Origin of the sequence: Streptomyces sp. NPDC048420 (assembly GCF_040651535.1) — a bacterium.
Taxonomy (GTDB): domain Bacteria; phylum Actinomycetota; class Actinomycetes; order Streptomycetales; family Streptomycetaceae; genus Streptomyces.
The window spans coordinates 181,311-196,859 of sequence record NZ_JBEZKG010000015.1 but is presented as its reverse complement, the minus strand read 5'-3'; the positions used below and the strand labels follow the sequence as shown (position 1 = coordinate 196,859).

At 72.5% G+C, this 15,549-nt stretch carries 12 protein-coding genes; 8 read left to right on the top strand and 4 right to left on the bottom strand.

Translation table 11 applies throughout. The annotated features are described in order from the left end of the window. Nucleotides 1–71 precede the first annotated feature (71 nt). The 3 genes from AB0D34_RS28515 to AB0D34_RS28505 all read left to right on the top strand — a co-directional run bounded on the left by AB0D34_RS28515 (nucleotide 72) and on the right by AB0D34_RS28505 (nucleotide 2,684). Complete coding sequence (locus AB0D34_RS28515; protein WP_362666241.1) at nucleotides 72–1,595, top strand: helix-turn-helix domain-containing protein; 1,524 nt, start codon at nucleotides 72–74, stop codon at nucleotides 1,593–1,595. 215 nt (nucleotides 1,596–1,810) lie between these two features. Then, nucleotides 1,811–2,047 carry a hypothetical protein gene (locus AB0D34_RS28510; protein ID WP_362666239.1) on the top strand — a complete coding sequence of 79 codons (237 nt, stop codon included), beginning with the start codon at nucleotides 1,811–1,813 and terminating at the stop codon, nucleotides 2,045–2,047. 190 nt (nucleotides 2,048–2,237) lie between these two features. Beyond that, the gene (locus tag AB0D34_RS28505) at nucleotides 2,238–2,684 is read left to right on the top strand and encodes a hypothetical protein (protein WP_362666237.1); all 447 of its coding nucleotides are present in this window, start codon (nucleotides 2,238–2,240) and stop codon (nucleotides 2,682–2,684) included. Nucleotides 2,685–2,714: 30 nt separating this feature from the next. Here AB0D34_RS28505 and AB0D34_RS28500 read toward each other — a convergent pair whose 3' ends face one another. After that, nucleotides 2,715–3,596 (bottom strand): alpha/beta hydrolase, encoded by an 882-nt coding sequence (locus AB0D34_RS28500; protein ID WP_362666235.1) that lies wholly within the window; start codon nucleotides 3,594–3,596, stop codon nucleotides 2,715–2,717. A gap of 96 nt (nucleotides 3,597–3,692) precedes the next feature. On the opposite strand from AB0D34_RS28500, the gene AB0D34_RS28495 reads away from it, so the two are divergent. Next, the gene (locus AB0D34_RS28495; RefSeq protein ID WP_362666233.1) at nucleotides 3,693–5,696 is read left to right on the top strand and encodes a BTAD domain-containing putative transcriptional regulator; all 2,004 of its coding nucleotides are present in this window, start codon (nucleotides 3,693–3,695) and stop codon (nucleotides 5,694–5,696) included. A 75-nt stretch (nucleotides 5,697–5,771) separates the two neighbouring features. Further along, complete coding sequence (locus AB0D34_RS28490; RefSeq protein WP_362666231.1) at nucleotides 5,772–8,783, top strand: glycosyl hydrolase; 3,012 nt, start codon at nucleotides 5,772–5,774, stop codon at nucleotides 8,781–8,783. 48 nt (nucleotides 8,784–8,831) lie between these two features. On the opposite strand, the gene AB0D34_RS28485 is transcribed toward AB0D34_RS28490, so the two are convergent. Continuing rightward, nucleotides 8,832–9,464 (bottom strand): class I SAM-dependent methyltransferase, encoded by a 633-nt coding sequence (locus tag AB0D34_RS28485; protein WP_362666228.1) that lies wholly within the window; start codon nucleotides 9,462–9,464, stop codon nucleotides 8,832–8,834. Between the two features lie 99 nt (nucleotides 9,465–9,563). On the opposite strand from AB0D34_RS28485, the gene AB0D34_RS28480 reads away from it, so the two are divergent. After that, the gene (locus tag AB0D34_RS28480) at nucleotides 9,564–10,016 is read left to right on the top strand and encodes an NAD(P)H-dependent oxidoreductase (RefSeq protein ID WP_362666225.1); all 453 of its coding nucleotides are present in this window, start codon (nucleotides 9,564–9,566) and stop codon (nucleotides 10,014–10,016) included. Here AB0D34_RS28480 and AB0D34_RS28475 read toward each other — a convergent pair. Together AB0D34_RS28475 and AB0D34_RS28470 are read right to left on the bottom strand one after the other, a co-directional pair. Next, nucleotides 10,013–10,720, bottom strand: a complete 708-nt coding sequence (locus AB0D34_RS28475) for a response regulator transcription factor (RefSeq protein ID WP_362666222.1) — start codon at nucleotides 10,718–10,720, stop codon at nucleotides 10,013–10,015. The genes AB0D34_RS28480 and AB0D34_RS28475 overlap by 4 nt on opposite strands. A gap of 252 nt (nucleotides 10,721–10,972) precedes the next feature. Continuing rightward, entirely contained in the window at nucleotides 10,973–12,274 is a 1,302-nt protein-coding gene (locus tag AB0D34_RS28470) for a histidine kinase (protein ID WP_362666219.1), read from the bottom strand. A 218-nt stretch (nucleotides 12,275–12,492) separates the two neighbouring features. Here AB0D34_RS28470 and AB0D34_RS28465 point away from each other — a divergent pair, with 218 nt between their 5' ends. Together AB0D34_RS28465 and AB0D34_RS28460 are read left to right on the top strand one after the other, a co-directional pair. Beyond that, nucleotides 12,493–13,185: an ABC transporter ATP-binding protein gene (locus AB0D34_RS28465; protein ID WP_362666216.1), complete on the top strand. Its 693-nt coding sequence runs from the start codon at nucleotides 12,493–12,495 to the stop codon at nucleotides 13,183–13,185. Then, a complete protein-coding gene (locus tag AB0D34_RS28460; RefSeq protein ID WP_362666213.1) occupies nucleotides 13,182–15,548 on the top strand; it encodes an FtsX-like permease family protein in 2,367 nt (788 codons plus the stop codon). Before AB0D34_RS28465 ends, AB0D34_RS28460 begins: the two co-directional genes overlap by 4 nt. The last annotated feature ends 1 nt before the right edge of the window (nucleotide 15,549 follow it).

Here is a 15,549-nt window from a genome sequence, read left to right as displayed (position 1 = left end):
GCCGACCGCACGTGAGGTAACGTCCCGAGCGGTGTGCCGTGGCGGACGCGAGGGGCGAGGAGAAGGGTGACGTGGCAGGTCAGGAGGGTGGGGGCCGGGTGGTGGACGCCGGTGCCCCGGCGTGGGCGCAGGAGCTCCTCGACCATCTGCGGCCGACCGGGCGTGACGTGCGCAGGGTCGTCGCCTGGCTCGCGGAGACGGTGAACGGCACGGCCTCGCTCCAGGACGACACCGGCACCCTCGTCGCCGGCACGCGCATGCCGCTGGACCAGCAGCTGGTGGCCGACATCCTCGCCGGGCGCATCGCCTCCGCGGCCACCGCGGACGAGGGCAGCCATCTGCGCCTGGTCAGGGTCGAGCATCCGGACCAGGCGTCGGCCGGAGTGCTCGCCGTGGCCCGGCCGGCCCCCTTCGACCGGCGCACCTCCGAGATCCTCACGCACACCGCCCGGGTACTCGAACTCCTGCTGCGGGCCCGTGAGTCGACCGCGGCCGGGCGGCGACTGAAGCGGGCCACGTCCGATCTGCGCCTGGCCATCCTCCAGTTGCTCATGGTGGAGGACACCGTCTCGGCCCGCCGCGTCGCCGCCGGACTGTGGCCCGGCCTCCTCGACACGGACACGGCGTGCGTCTACGTCCTCGAAGGGGACGCCGAGCAACGCGAGCGGCTCGTGGAGGAGTGCCTCGGCGCGACCGGCAACCAGGCCCTCGTGGTGCGCTGCCCCGCCATGGACCAGCACGTCATCATCGTGACCACCGGGGAGGCGGCGGGCGAGGCCCTGCGCTCGCTCGTCGACCGCAACCCCGGCACCCTCCTCGGCGGCAGCTCCCGGCAGAGCCTCGCCCGGACCGCCACCGCCTACGGGCAGGCGGTGAGCGCGCTCGCCGTGGCGCGCGTACGGCCCGACAAGGCGGCGGTGTACGCCGAACGCAACCACCCCGAACGCCTGATGGACCCGGCCGCGCTGCGGGCGTGGACCGCCCGGCTGCTGCGGCCGCTCGACACCCTGCCCCACCACACCCGCGCCGAACTGCTCGCCACCACCCGCCTCGGCCTGGAGTTCACCGCCGTGAGCGCGGCGAAGGTCCTCGGCGTCAGCCGCAACACCGTCCGCGCCCGCATGGAACGCGTCGAGTCCCTGCTGCGCACCGACTTCACCGACCTCAGCGTCCGCGCGATTGTTCATCTGGCCCTGAGTACCCAGGTCAGCCTCGCGGACGGACAGGACGACCCCGACGGCGACGGCCAGGCCCGGGCCCGGCTCGGTGATCTGCTGGCCGGACCCGCACTGGGCACCTGGGCACGGGAGCTGCTGGGACGCCTGGACAGCGACGCCCGCGATCTGCGGCGGACCCTGCGCAGCTGGATAGCAGCCGGCGCCAACGCCGAACGGGCCGCGCAGACACTGGCCGTCCACGCGCAGACCGTGCGTGAACACGTCCGCAGCGCCGAACCGGTTCTCGAACGCCGGCTGATCGCCTCCGGCAGCGACCTCTACGAGGTCGTGCTGGCCCATCTCGCGGTCGGCGAACTCGAGCACCCCGTCCTGCTCCGGGACGATCCGGGCCATCCGGACGCACCTGTGCACGAGTGAGTCCTGTGCCCGGCACAGCGGGCATCGACGCGATTCACAAGGGTCCGCAGCTCACGTAAGTTCGAGGCACCGCAGGGGGAACGACCGGAACGGGGGACCGGTCGGCCCCCTGCGACGCGTTTCGGTACCGGCGCCGCCGCCCGGCACAGGCGGGGACTGACCTGCGCGCGACGGGTACCCGTCCGGCCACGGAACCACTACCGCAGGAGGCCGGAATGACCAGCAGCACGGAGACCGGCGGCGCTACCGGCACGCCGGACAAGGACTACAACCTGATCTGGTACGTCGAGGCGTGCCTGAGCAACGCCCTGCGGCTGGAGAGCTACATCCAGGACGCGGAGCGCGGCAAGGACACCGAGGTCGCCGACCTGTTCCGCAAGGCCCAGGCGGACAGCCGCAAGGGCGCGGAGATCGGCAAGGGGCTTCTGCGCGCACGACTGAACGGCGGCTGACCGCGGAAGTACGCCGAGGGACCGCGACATGCTGTCCGCGGTCCCTCTCTCGTGCCGGACCGGCACGGGTCTGCCGGAGCTGCCGTCGTTCGTCTGTGGACCCGTCTTGAACAGCCGTAACCGATTTGAACAGCCGTAACCGATCTTCCGTACCCCATGGCGTAGTCGCCGACTGGATACGGAGAGGCTCGTGCCGCGACGAGGACGGAACCATCGGATCACCACGTTGCCCCTGGCCGCGCTCGTCGGGGGCCTCGCCCTGGTCGCAGGCTGTGGTGGTGGCGAGGACGACACGGCAAAGGCACCTCGCGCGTCGAAGTCGGCCACCACGCCCGCGGCGGGCATCGTGGCCCCGGCCAAGGTCGAGGTGATCGCCGGGCTGGCCGGCTGCAAGCCCGAGATCCGTATCGACGCGGACGAACTGCGCGAGGGGCTGTGCCACTCGGAGCAGGCCGACTACCGCATCACCACCTTCCCGGCGGAGAAGTACAAGGAGGCGTGGCTCGACGCGGCCAGTGTCTACGGGGGCACGTACCTGGTGGGTCCGCGCTGGGTGGTCAGCGCGAAGGCGGAACACCTGGAGCAGGCCCGGAACAAGATCGGTGGGACCGTGCAGAAGCTGGGGAGCACGTCGTAGATCCCGCCAGGACGCGCCGTCGGCAGCGCGTCAGGGGCGGGCCAGAAGATCGCGCAAGGACTTCGTCACGTCCGCCGGAGCCTCTTCGGCCATGAAGTGGCCGCACGAGACGGTCGTATGACGAAGGTCGGCGGCCCAGGGCTCCCACAGGGCCCTGGCGTCGTAGCCGAGGGCCGCTCCCCAGTCCTGCTGGAGCACGGTCACCGGCATGCCCAGCCGGTTCCCGGCGGCACGGTCGGCCTCGTCGTGCTCGACGTCGATGCCCGCGGAGGCACGGCAGTCGGCGACGATCGACGGGACCGCCTCGCGGCAGGCCCGCAGATACTCGGCCCGGACCTCCGCCGGGATCGCGTCGGGTCGGTTCGCCCAGATGTCGAGGAAATGGCCGAAGAACGCGTCCGCGCTCGCGGAGATCATCCGCTCGGGGAGGCCGGGTGGCTGGGCCGTGAGGTAGAGGTGGAAGGCGACCGCGGCCGACGTGCCGTGCAGGGCGTTCCACATGTCGAGCGTCGGCAGGATGTCCAGGCAGGCCAGGTGGGAGATCGCGGCGGGGTGGTCGAGGCCCGCCCGGAACGCCACGAGTGCGCCCCGGTCGTGTCCGGCCAGTGCGAACCGGGGGTGTCCCAGACGGCGGGCGAGGGTGACGACGTCGTGCGCCATGGTCCGCTTCGCATACGTGTGGGGGCCGGCTTCCCGTGGCTTGTCGCTGTCGCCGTAGCCCCGCAGGTCGGGGCAGATCACGGTGTGGTCGGCCGCCAGGTCCGCCGCGACGTGCCGCCACATCAGGTGGGTCTGCGGGAAGCCGTGCAGCAGGACGACGGGTGTGCCGGTGCCGCCTACGGCCACGTTCAGGGACACGTCCTCGGCGACGGACACGCGCTGGTACTCGAATCCGGAGATGGTGGGTTTCACGGCGGGGCTCTCTTCGGTCGTGCGGTGGCGGAAGGCATCGGGGTCCGGGCCCGGGGCGCCGATGGATCCAGGATCCGGGGAGCGAATGAGCAGCCGATGAGCGCGTGTACGTTGAGGCATGTGCGCGTGGTGGAGTTCGGAGTCCTGGGGGCCGTGGCCGCCTGGGACGAGACGGGGGAGCCGATCGTCCTGAAGGGTCCGCGCCATCGCGCGGTGCTGGCCCGTCTTCTCGTCGCCCGGCGCCGGGTCGTACCCGTCCCGCGGCTGGTGGCGGACCTGTGGGGAGAGGACCCGCCGGCGGACGCGGTGGGCGCCGTCCGGACCTTCGTCGCCGGACTGCGGCGTGCGCTGGAACCCGAGCGGCCCCGTCGGACCCCGTCCCGGCTCCTCGTCACCGAGGGCCCCGGCTACGCGCTGCGCGTCGAATCCGCCCGCGTCGACGCCTGGCGGTTCGAACACACCGTGACGGCAGCGGCGGTCCTGCCTCCGGTGCAGGCCCAGACCGAACTGGCCGGAGCCCTGGAACTGTGGCGCGGCCCCGCCTACGCCGACTTCGCCGAGGAACCCTGGGCACGTGCCGATCGCTCCCGGCTCAGCGAGCTCCGGCTGACCGCCGTCGAACGCCGCGCCGAGGCACGGCTCGCCCTCGGGGCCGCCGCCGACGCGGTGGCGGACCTCGACGCCCACGTGGTTGAACACCCCTGGCGGGAGGAGGCCTGGCGGCTGCTCGCCCTCGCCCTGTACCGCTCCGGACGCCAGGCCGACGCCCTGTCCGTCCTCCGCCGCGCCCGGCACCTGCTGCGCGAACACCTCGGCGTGGACCCGGGCCCGAGGCTGCGCCGGACCGAGCAGGACATCCTGCGCCACGCCGACCATCTGGACCCGGACGCCTCCGACCCGGCGGCACAGGTCTGGGCCGAGGCCTCCGCGTCGTACGAGAGCATGGTCCCGCCGCGGGCAGGCACCCGTCTGGAGTCCACGGCGGGACTGATGCGCGACCTCGCCGTGACCGGGGGCGCCGGCCTCGAAGCGGCCCGACGGCACCGCGCGGCGGCCGTGACGGCGGCGGAACAGCTCGGCGATCCGGAGCTGACGGCACGCGTCATCGGCGTCTACGACGTCCCCGCCGTCTGGACCCGCTCCGACGACCCGGCTCAGGCCGAACAGGTGGTGGGCGCGGCGGAACGCACCCTGATTCTGCTGCCGCCGACCGCACGCGAGACCGCGAGAGCCCGGCTCCTGGCCACCGTCGCGCTGGAGTCCCGCGGCACCCTCCCCACCGGGACCCGCGCCCTCCAGGCGGCACACCAGGCCGTGGAGAGCGCACGACGGCTCCAGGACGCCAAGCTGCTCGTCTTCGCCCTCAACGGTCTGTTCATGCAGACCTTCGAGCGCGCCGGACTCGCCGCCCGACGGGACGCGATCGGCGCGGAGATCACCGAAGTCGCCGCACAGCACGGCCTGTTCACCTACGAGGTCCTCGGCCACCTGATCCGGCTGCAAGCCCACTGCGCCACCGCCGACTTCATGACGGCCGACCGGCACGCGGCCGCCGCCGACGCACTCGCCGAGCGCCACCGACTGCCCCTCGTCACCGTCTTCACCACCTGGTACCGCGCCCTGCGCACCGCGACGACCGAGCCCCCGCATCTCGGCGAGTCCGCTTACCGGGACGCCGCCAAGTCCCTGGAAGGCGCCGGGATGCCCGGCCTGGAACACGGGCTGCCGCCGCTGGCCCTGCTGTGCCTCCAGGTGCACCACGGCCTGCCCGTCGCCGCCGACCCGCACACCGACTGGGGGCCGTACGAACCCTGGGTGCGTCCCTTGTTGCTGCTGGCCGAAGGCCGTGACCGGGACGCCGTACGCCTGTTGGCCGACGTTCCCGCTCCGCCGGGGGACCTGCTGTACGAAGCCCTGTGGACTCTGCTGGCCCGCGCGGCGATCCAGGCGGGCGACCGGGCCTTGATGCGGCGGGCCCAGGCGGCGCTCGAACCGGCCAGGGGTGAACTCGCGGGCGCCGCGAGCGGATTGCTCACCGCGGGTCCCGTCGCGGACCACCTGGCCGCCCTGGCCGACGCGCTCTCGCCGCACGCCTCTTGACCTTGGCAGAACCCCAGGCTTAGCGTTCCGGCGTTCACCCGTGATTGAAACGATTCAATAGCTTGGGGCGACCACATGCACTCAGCCATCCCGCAGCGTGACGGCCTATCGCGACGCGCGGTTCTGGCCGCCGGACTGACCGTGGGCGCGGCCGCGGCGCTCGGGGTGGCGGATCCGGTAGCGGCGGCGGATCCGGTAGCGACGGCGGGGGCCGCGCCGGCCGCCGACTGGTTCGCGAACCCGGCCCGACCGGTGCGCCCCAGGTTCCGCTGGTGGTGGCCGGACGGTCTCGTCGACCCGGACGAGATCGCCCGCGAGATCGACCAGATCGCGGACGCCGGTTTCGGCGGGGTGGAGATCGCCGCCGTCCACCACAGCATCAAGGACAAGTCCGTCCTGGACACCGCACACCACGGCTGGGGGAGCAGACCCTGGCGGGACGGTGTCGAGGCCGCGCTGCGCCGGGCCGCGAGACGGGGCCTCACCGTCGACATCACCCTCGGCCCCAGCTGGCCCGTGGCCGTCCCGGGCCTGACCCCCGACGACGAGGCCGCCGCCCAGGAACTCGCCCACGGCCGCGCCGCGTTGACCGGCGGTGCCATCTTCCAGGGACCGGTTCCGCCGCCCGTCCACGCCCCGGCCGCGGGTGTCACGCGTCAGCGGCTCCTCGCCGTACAGGCCGCCCGGGTCGACACCGCCAACTCGACCCGCAAGGAGACCGGCCTCGACCCGGCGAGCGTCCAGGACCTCACCGCGAGCGTCACCGACGGCCAACTGACCTGGACGGCACCCGAGGGCGGGGACTGGGTCCTCATCTCCTACTGGGTACGCGGTTCGGGCCAGCAGCCGGAGTCCGGCCCCCACTCCGCCCCGGCCGCCTACGCCGTCGACCACTTCAGCACCGCCGGCACCGGCGCGGTCACCTCCTACTGGGAGGACCACCTGCTGACCCCTTCCCTGAAGCGCCTGCTGAAGGCCGCGGGCGGATCCTTCTTCGAGGACTCCGTGGAGTTGGAGACCGACGGCCTGAACTGGACACCCCGGCTGCCCGAGGCCTTCGAGAAGCACACCGGCCGCCCGCTGCTGCCGTGCCTGCCGGCCCTCGTCCTGGACAACAGCAACCAAGTCTTCGCCTTCGAGGCCCAGTTGACCCGGCAGATCCGGCACGACTTCTGGGAAACCGTCTCCGGCCTCTTCAACCGCAACCACCTCACGGCCCTTGGGGACTGGGCGCACAGCCTGGACATGACCCTGCGCTCACAGCCGTACGGCCTCCAGACGGACGCCATCGCCTCGGCGGCGATCCTCGACATCGCCGAGGGGGAGTCCCTCGGCTTCAAGAACCTGGACGACTACCGCTGTCTGGCCGGCGGCCGGGACATGGCCGGGCGGACCGTCCTGTCCTGCGAGGCCGGCGCCTACAACGGGTCCGCGTACAGCACCACTTGGGACCGCTTCCTGCGCACCATGGGCGGCGCCTACGCGGCCGGCGTCAACCAGACCGTCCTGCACGGCTTCTCCTACGCCACCGCCCCGGGCGTGAACTGGCCCGGATTCGCGGCCTTCAGCCCGTACAACGGCACCGCCGGCTACGGCGAGTCCTGGGGCCCGCGCCAGCCCACCTGGCGGCACGCCGAGGACATCTCCGGATACCTGGGCCGGGTCCACCAGGTGCTCCAGAGCGGTACCGCGCGGGCGGACGTCGCCGTGTTCCGGCAGACCGGCTACACCGCCACCGGCATCGGCGCCTCCTGGTTCACGGCGACCGGGGTCCCGCTCGGCTGGACCCACCAGTTCCTCAGCGGACCCCTGCTCGACCTGCCCTCCGCCACCGTCTCTCGCGGTCGGCTCGCCCCCGAAGGCCCCGCCTACAAGGCCCTGTTCATCGAGGGCGATTTCTTCTACGGCTCCACGCCGACCCTCTCCGTGGACGACGCCCGTAAGGTGCTCGCCCTCGCCGAGGCGGGACTTCCCGTCGTCCTGTTCGGCGCCTTCGACCAGGCGCTGACCCCAGGAGTCCCGGACGACGGTGAGACGGGCCGGCTGCGCGACCTGCTCGCCCGGCTGCTCGCACTGCCCCACGTCGTCCGGGTCACCGACAAGGCCGCGGTCGGCGCGGCCCTCGCCGGACTCGGGGTGAGCGCCGACGTACGGCACGCGGGGGCGTCCACGCTCCTCAACGCCCACCGGGTCACCGCCGACGCGGACTTCTACTACTTCTGCAACGGCAAGCACGCCGAGACGGTCAAGCCTCCCGTAGCCGCGATCGACCACGACGTCACGCTGCGCCGCACCCACGGCGGGAAGACCGTGCCGTATCTCCTCGATCCCTGGACGGGCGAGGTGGTGCGGCTCGGGCAGTACACCGAGGACGGGGACGACATCACGTTGCGCGTCACGCTCCAGCCCGGTGAGACGCTGATCGTCGCCCTGGGACGTCCGGGCCTGTTCGGCGACCGCAACGGCAACACCGCCCACGCCGAGGCCACCGACGCCGACGCGGTGCTGTTCACCGAACGAGGGCTGACCCTGCGTGCCGTGTCCGCCGGTACCTGGACCACACGGCTGTCCCAGGGCCGTACGGTCATTACGCGGACGCCCGCGGTGCCCGCACCGATCACCCCGGACCGCTGGGAGCTGGACGTCGACGACTGGTACCCGGGCCCGGACGCCACCCGCACCGAACACGTCCGGCGCAGCCTCACGCTCGACACGCTGAAGCCCTGGTCGCAGATCCCGGAGCTGGCCGACTCCGCGGGCGTCGGGCGCTACCGGACCACGGTCACCCTGCCGGCCGACTGGACGCCGTCGCACGGCGCCGAGTTGGAGCTCGGGCAGGTCAGTGACACGTTCCGGGTGAGGGTCAACGGCAGGTGGCTGCCCGCCATCGACCGCCTTCACCCCGTCGTGGACCTCGGTCCCTGGCTGCGGCGGGGCGCGAACACGCTGGAGATCGAGGTGGCGACCCCGCTCATCAACCGGCTCCGGGTCGTGCAGCCCACGGTGTTCGGCGGGGTCCCCCGGCAGGACCACGGTCTGGTGGGGCCGGTCAGGGTGGTGCCCTACGTGCAGGCGCCGGTTCGCTGAGGATGGTTCGGGCGCACCCGGGTTTCGCCGGGTGCGCTCACGGCTCCGTCAGGACGCCCGTCGGCAGTACAGGAAAAGATGGGGTTCGGCGGCGCCCTCGGGGTGGTCCGGGGTGAACTCCACGACCTGCTCGGAATCCACCGTGAGACCCGCACCGCGCACCACGGCCACGACGTCGTCGGGCGCGAAGCTGGTGGCGCGGACCGGCTGGCCCATGAACTCGATCGCCAGGTCCTCCACATCGGCGGGCACGGTGGCCAGCACCAGACTCCCGTCCGGCCGCAGGGCCCCCGCCAGCTTCTCCAGCACCGCCGACTGGTCCGCACGGGGCATCTGGAGCAGCGAGAAGTACACGCAGACCGCGTCGAACGAGCCTTGCTCCAACGGCACTTCGCGGATGTCGGCACGGCGGAACGTGGCCTGCGGCACCTGCCGGGACGCGAGGTCCACCATGACGGGGGAGACGTCCACGCCCAGCACCTCGTGACCGGCGGCGACCAGTGTCGACGCCGTGGGGCGGCCGGTGCCGCTGCCGACGTCCAGGATCCGGCTGCCGGGTGCGAGCCGCCCGAGCAGCCACTCCAGCGAGGCCAGATGCACCTCGGAGTGGGCGAACGCCTTCTCGTACGTCGCTCCCAGCGCGTCGAAGACCGCCGCTGCCCGCTGTCCCTCGTCTGCCACGACTCGCTCCCCCCTCGCGGTGTCCGGGCATCGTAGCCCGGCCACGCCTGCCCACGGCCCGGCTTGCGGGCGAAAGCCGGGGCAGGGCAGGGTTCGACCGTGGCCACTTTGCTGATCGTGCATCACACGCCCTCGCCGAACTGCCAGGCGATGTTCGAAGCCGTCGTCTCCGGTGCGAGCGCGCCGGAGATCGAGGGCGTGCGGGTCGTACGGCGCGCGGCCCTGGCCGCCACGGTGTCGGACGTGCTGGAGGCGGACGGTTACCTGCTCGGCACCCCGGCCAACCTCGGCTACATGTCCGGTGCCCTCAAGCACTTCTTCGACCAGATCTACTACCCGTGCCTCGACGAGACCCGCGGCCGCCCGTTCGGTGTCTACGTGCACGGCGGCAACGACGTCACCGGTGCCCTGCGCGGCATCGAGTCGATCACCACGGGCCTCGGCTGGCGGCGTACGGCCGAACCGGTGAGCGTCACCGGCGAACCGGCCAAGGCCGATATCGAGGCGTGCTGGGAACTGGGGGCGACGGTCGCGGCCGGACTGATGTCCTAGCGTGGGCCGCCCGCGGGGCCACCCGGAGTGATCAGCCCGCTCTCGTAGGCGAGGACGACCGCCTGGACGCGGTCGCGCAGCTCCAGTTTCGACAGGATCCGGCCGATGTGCGTCTTCACCGTCGTCGGACTGAGGAACAGCCGTTCCGCGAGCTCGGCGTTGCTGAGCCCCGTCGCCAGGAGCCGCAGCACCTCCAGCTCACGGGGTGTGAGCCCGGACAGGTCGCGGTGCGCGGAGGTCGACGGCAGGGCCTCCTCCCGGTGGGCGAAGCGCTCGATCAGGCGGCGGGTGATCGTGGGCGCCAGCAGGGCGTCGCCGGAGCGCACCAGCCGTACGGCGGCCACCAGGTGCTCGGGGGTGACGTCCTTGAGGAGGAAGCCGCTGGCTCCGGCGGTGAGCGCGGCGTAGACGTAGTGGTCGAGGTCGTACGTGGTCAGGATGATCACGCGGAGCTCACCCGTGGTGTCCTCGTCGAGGATCCGCCGGGTCGCCTCGATGCCGTCCATGCCGGGCATCCGGATGTCCATCAGGACGATGTCGGGGCGGGTCCGCCGGACCGCGGCCACCGCCTGCGGCCCGTCGGCCGCCTCCGCGGTCACCTCGATGCCGTCCGCCGCGAGGATCATCCCGAACCCGGTCCGCACGAGGGCCTGGTCGTCGGCGATGACGGCTCGCAGCACGTCCGGTCTCACGCCGTCTGACAACGCGGTCTCCTTGTGGGTCGGTGTTCCTTGCTGATCGCTGACGTGGCTTCTGCGCGGGTTCGCTCGGCGGAGTTCGCGGTCGGCGGTCTGCCGTCCGATGCCGGTTGCCGACGCGGGCTCCCCACGGGGGCGCCGGTGTTCGCCGTCCGCCGTGGGGCGTCCTCGCCGATCTGCTGATCGTCAACGCGTCTTCGGCGCACGTCTGTTGGCGATGGCCGTGCGCCGACGTGACGGCGCCGCCGGTTCGCCCGCTCACGTCGTCCGCCACGGCACCTCCGCCCTGATCCGGAAACCACCGGCGAGGGTCGGGCCGGCCGTCAGTTCGCCGCCGTAGAGGGCGAGGCGTTCGCGCAGGCCGATCAGGCCGCGGCCGTTTCCGTCCGCGGGGACTCCGTCGCGGACTCCGCCGGTGTCCATGACCTCGATCTCCAGCCGGTCGCCGGACCAGCCGACGGTGACGACGGCCTCCGCGCCGGGCGCGTGCTTGATGGTGTTGGTCAGGGCCTCCTGGACCACGCGGTACGCCGTGAGGTCCACGCCGGGCGGCAGGGGTTCCGGAGGAAGGGAGACCGAGACGCCGACCGGTGTCCCCGCGGACCGCACCCGGTCGATCAGGCCGCCCAACTGGCCCAGACCCGGCTGCGGTTCGAGGCCGTCCGGGGGACAGTCCGGTCGGCGGCCGGTGTCCGGCGCTGCCAACAGGCCCATCACATGCCGGAGTTCGGCCATCGCCGCCCGGCCCCCGGCCTCGACCGCGAGGAGCGCTTCCTTGGACCGCTCCGGGGCCGCGTCCATGACCTTGCGCGCGGCGCCCGCCTGGATGACCATCACGCTCACATTGTGGGTCACGACATCGTGCAACTCGGCCGCGATCCGGGCCCGTTCCTCCTCCACGGCCCTACGGGTCGCCTCCTCGTGCGCCTGCTCCAGCTCCGCGAACCTTCGCCGGCTGGCCGCGAGCCGTCGCTGTCCGAACCGGACCACGCTGGCCAGCACCCCGGCCACCAGCAGCACCACCCCGGGGCTCGACCAGCCGGGCAGTACGGGTTCCGTGGAACGGAACGCCACCCCGGCCAGTACGGCGGCGACGACCAGACCGGTCATCGCGCCCGCCCGGTGACGGCTGTACATGACCGCCGTGTACGTACCGATCACACAGGTCAGCACGGTGATCCAGGAGGCGTCGTCGCCGATGGCGAGTGCCGCCGTGAGCACCACCGCGAACACGCTCAGCGGAAACCGCCGTCGCGCCGCCAACGGCAGCGTCGACAGCACGACCAGGACCCAGGGCGGCGCGGAGGCCGGCTCCTCGAACCGCCCGCCCGGAAGAACGGGAGGCCGGGGCGGTGCCGGCACCCCGTACTCGATCCTCGACATCTGTACCGGCCCGTCTCCGGGATAGCGGGCCGCCACCACCAGCGCGACGAACGTCAGCAGTACGGCCAGCAGCACGTCGAACCACACCGACCGGCGCGACAGCGGAGCGCCCTTCGCCTCCGGCCGCAGCGCGAGCCGCACCTGCCGACGCCATCCCCGCAGGTACTCCGTCTCCATGCGCTCATTGTCGCGGCCTCCGGTCCCGCCGCGCGTCCGTCTGCGCGACCAACGCCCCCTCCGGTGGGCGTACTTCGCAGGGATGACCCCACCCCCGGATCCTCCCCGCGAAGGGCCGCATGTCGGTGCCCCGGCCGACGCGCCCGCGCCCTGTCCGTCCGTACCTTCGCCACGCCGGCAAGGACACGACCCGACGACAGTCCAGAAGGGCATCTCCCATGACCCAAGTGATCGAACTGCAGGGCGTGGCCAAGCGCTACGACGACGCCGGCGCACCCGCGCTCGGACCGCTCGACCTCTCCGTAACCCAGGGTGAGGCCCTCGCGGTGACCGGCCCCTCCGGCAGCGGCAAGTCCACGCTGCTGAACCTCGTCGCCGGTCTCGACAAACCGACCGAGGGCACCGTGACCGTCGCAGGACAGCAGGTCGACCGGCTCGGCGAGCACGCCCTGGCCCGCTTCCGCCGTGACCGGATCGGCATGGTCTTCCAGTTCTTCAACCTCCTCGACGACCTCACCGTCGCCGACAACATCCAGCTGCCCGCCCAGCTCACCGGCTCCTCTCGGCGCAAGGCGCAGACCCGGGCCCAAGAGCTCATGGAGGTCCTGGGCATCCAGAAGCACGCCCGCGCCTACCCGGGCCGTCTCTCCGGTGGCGAGCGCCAACGCGTGGCCGTGGCAAGGGCGTTGGTGAACCGGCCCGCCCTGCTGCTCGCCGACGAACCGACCGGCGCGCTCGACAGCGCGTCGGGCCAGGACGTCCGCGAACTCCTGGTCGACCTGCACCGCGGCGGCCAGACCATCGTGCTGGTCACCCATGACCTGGCCCTCGCGGAGGCCTGCGCGAGCCGCACCGTCCATCTCGTCGACGGTCATGTCGCCCTCGACTCCCGCGCGGAGGCCGTGCGATGACCGGACCGCTCATCCGCGTGGTCCGGTCAGGGGTGGGGCGGCGCCGCGTGCAGACCGTGGTCATCGCCCTCGCCACGATGGTGGCCGTGGCGGCCGCCGTGGTCGCGGGCTCGCTCATCGTCGTCTCGAACGCCCCCTTCGACCACGCCTTCGCCGAGCAGCAAGGCGCCCACCTCACCGCGGAGTTCGATCCCGCCCAGGTCACCGCGCGGCAGCTCGGCGCCACCGCGCAGCTGGACGGAGTGACCGCGAGCGCGGGACCGTACCCCTCCACCGTCATCGAGGCGACGGACTCGGCGGGCCGCCGGCCCCCGGCGATGACCCTCGTCGGCCGCACCGGCCCGCACGCGGACGTCGACGACCTGGACCTCACGTCCGGCCGGTGGGCGGGGAAACCGGGCGAGGTCGTGCTCAGCTCCTCCTACGAGGGGCCCGCCTTCAAGGTGGGCGACACCCTGACGGCCTCCGGCACGACCCTCACGGTCGTCGGCTTCGCCACCTCGGCCAGCAGGACCGCCGAGGTATGGACAACTCCCGCACAAGCCAGGGCTCTTGCCTCCGACGAACACCCCGTCACCAGCCAGATGCTCTACCGCTTCGACTCGGCGGGCTCGAAGAGCGACATCGCGGCCGACCGCAAGAAGCTCCTCGCCGCCGTCCCCTCCGGAGCACTCCTCGGCACCCGGTCCTACCTCGACACCAAACGCGCCGCCGACTCGGGCGCCGCCCCGACCATCCCGTTCCTGATCGCCTTCGGGGTCCTCGGCATCGTCATGTCCGTGATCATCGTCGGCAGCGTCATCAGCGGCGCCGTCGGCACCAGCCTGCGCAGGATCGGCATCCTCAAGGCCATCGGCTTCACCCCGCGCGAGGTCGTCCGCGCCTACGTGGCCCAGGCGCTCATCCCGGCGGCCGTAGGCATCGCGCTCGGTGTCGTCCTCGGCAACCTGCTGGCCGTACCGCTCCTCGACGACACCGAGCAGGCGTACGGCACCGCCACCCTGTCCGTCGCCTGGTGGGTGGATGTCGTGGTCCCCGTCGGCGCCCTGCTGGTCGTCGGCATCGCGGCCTTCGTCCCCGCACTGCGGGCCGGGCGACTGCGCACGGTCGAGGCCATCGCCGTCGGCCGGGCCCCGCGCACCGGACGCGGCTGGGGGCACCCCCTCTGGGGGAGGGCGCACCGCGCGGCGGGCCGGCTGCCGCTGCCCCGAGCCGTGACCTACGGCCTCGCCAGCCCTTTCGCCCATCCGGTCCGTACGCTCGCGATGCTGCTCGCCGTCGCCTTCGGCACCATCGCGGCGACCTTCGCCGTCGGCCTCACCTCCTCACTGCACGAGGTCAGCGCGATTCAGGACCCCGAGAACCGTGCCGCGGTCACCGTCTTCACCGGCGGCCCGTCCGTCGCGGGCGGCGAACATGTCCCCGCGCCGGGCACGCCGGAGCCCGAACCGGCCGACCCGGCCCAGGTGAGCGACGCCATCAAGGCGCAGGCGGGCACCGCCTCGTACTACGGCATCGCTCAGCAGGACGCCACCGTGGCCGGAGTGTCCGGAACCGTCCGGACGACCCTCTACCAGGGCGGCTCCGGCGCCGGTGGCTATGCGATGGTCTCGGGGCACTGGCTCACCGGCGCGGGCCAGGTCGTCGTGCCTGGGCAGTTCCTGGAGACCACCGGCACCGAGATCGGCGACACCGCACGCGTGACCGTCGGCAAGAAGACGGCCACGCTGCGGATCGTCGGCGAGGCCTTCGGCTCCGCGGACGACGTCATGGAGATCCAGGTGAACGGCGCGGACTTCCCGGCGGTCAAGCCCCAGGTGTTCCTGGTCGACATGAAACAGGGTGTCTCCGCGGTGTCGTACGCCGAGAAGCTCGCCGTGAAGGTCGAGCCCCTCGGCGCCGACGCCCGGGCCAACGCTCCTACCCAGCGGGACAACATGGTGCTCATCGTGAACACGATGGCCGTGCTCCTCACCCTGATGCTCGTGTCCGTCGCCGGACTCGGCGTGCTGAACTCCGTCGTCCTGGACACCCGGGAGCGCGTCCACGACCTGGGGGTGTGCAAGGCGCTCGGGATGTCGCCCCGGCAGACCGTGAGTCTCGTCCTCGCCTCGGTGACAGGGATCGGCGTGCTCGGCGGACTCGTCGGTGTCCCCGCCGGGTATCTGCTGCACGGCTATGTGCTCCCCGTGATGGGACACGCGGCGGGCACCGGCCTTCCCAGGTCCGTCCTCGACGTGTACGACACCCCGCAGCTGCTCCTGCTGGGGCTGGCCGGCCTCGTCATCGCGCTGCTGGGCGCGACGCTCCCGGCCGGCTGGGCGGCGAGGACCCGTACGGCCACGGCCCTGCGCACGGAGTGAG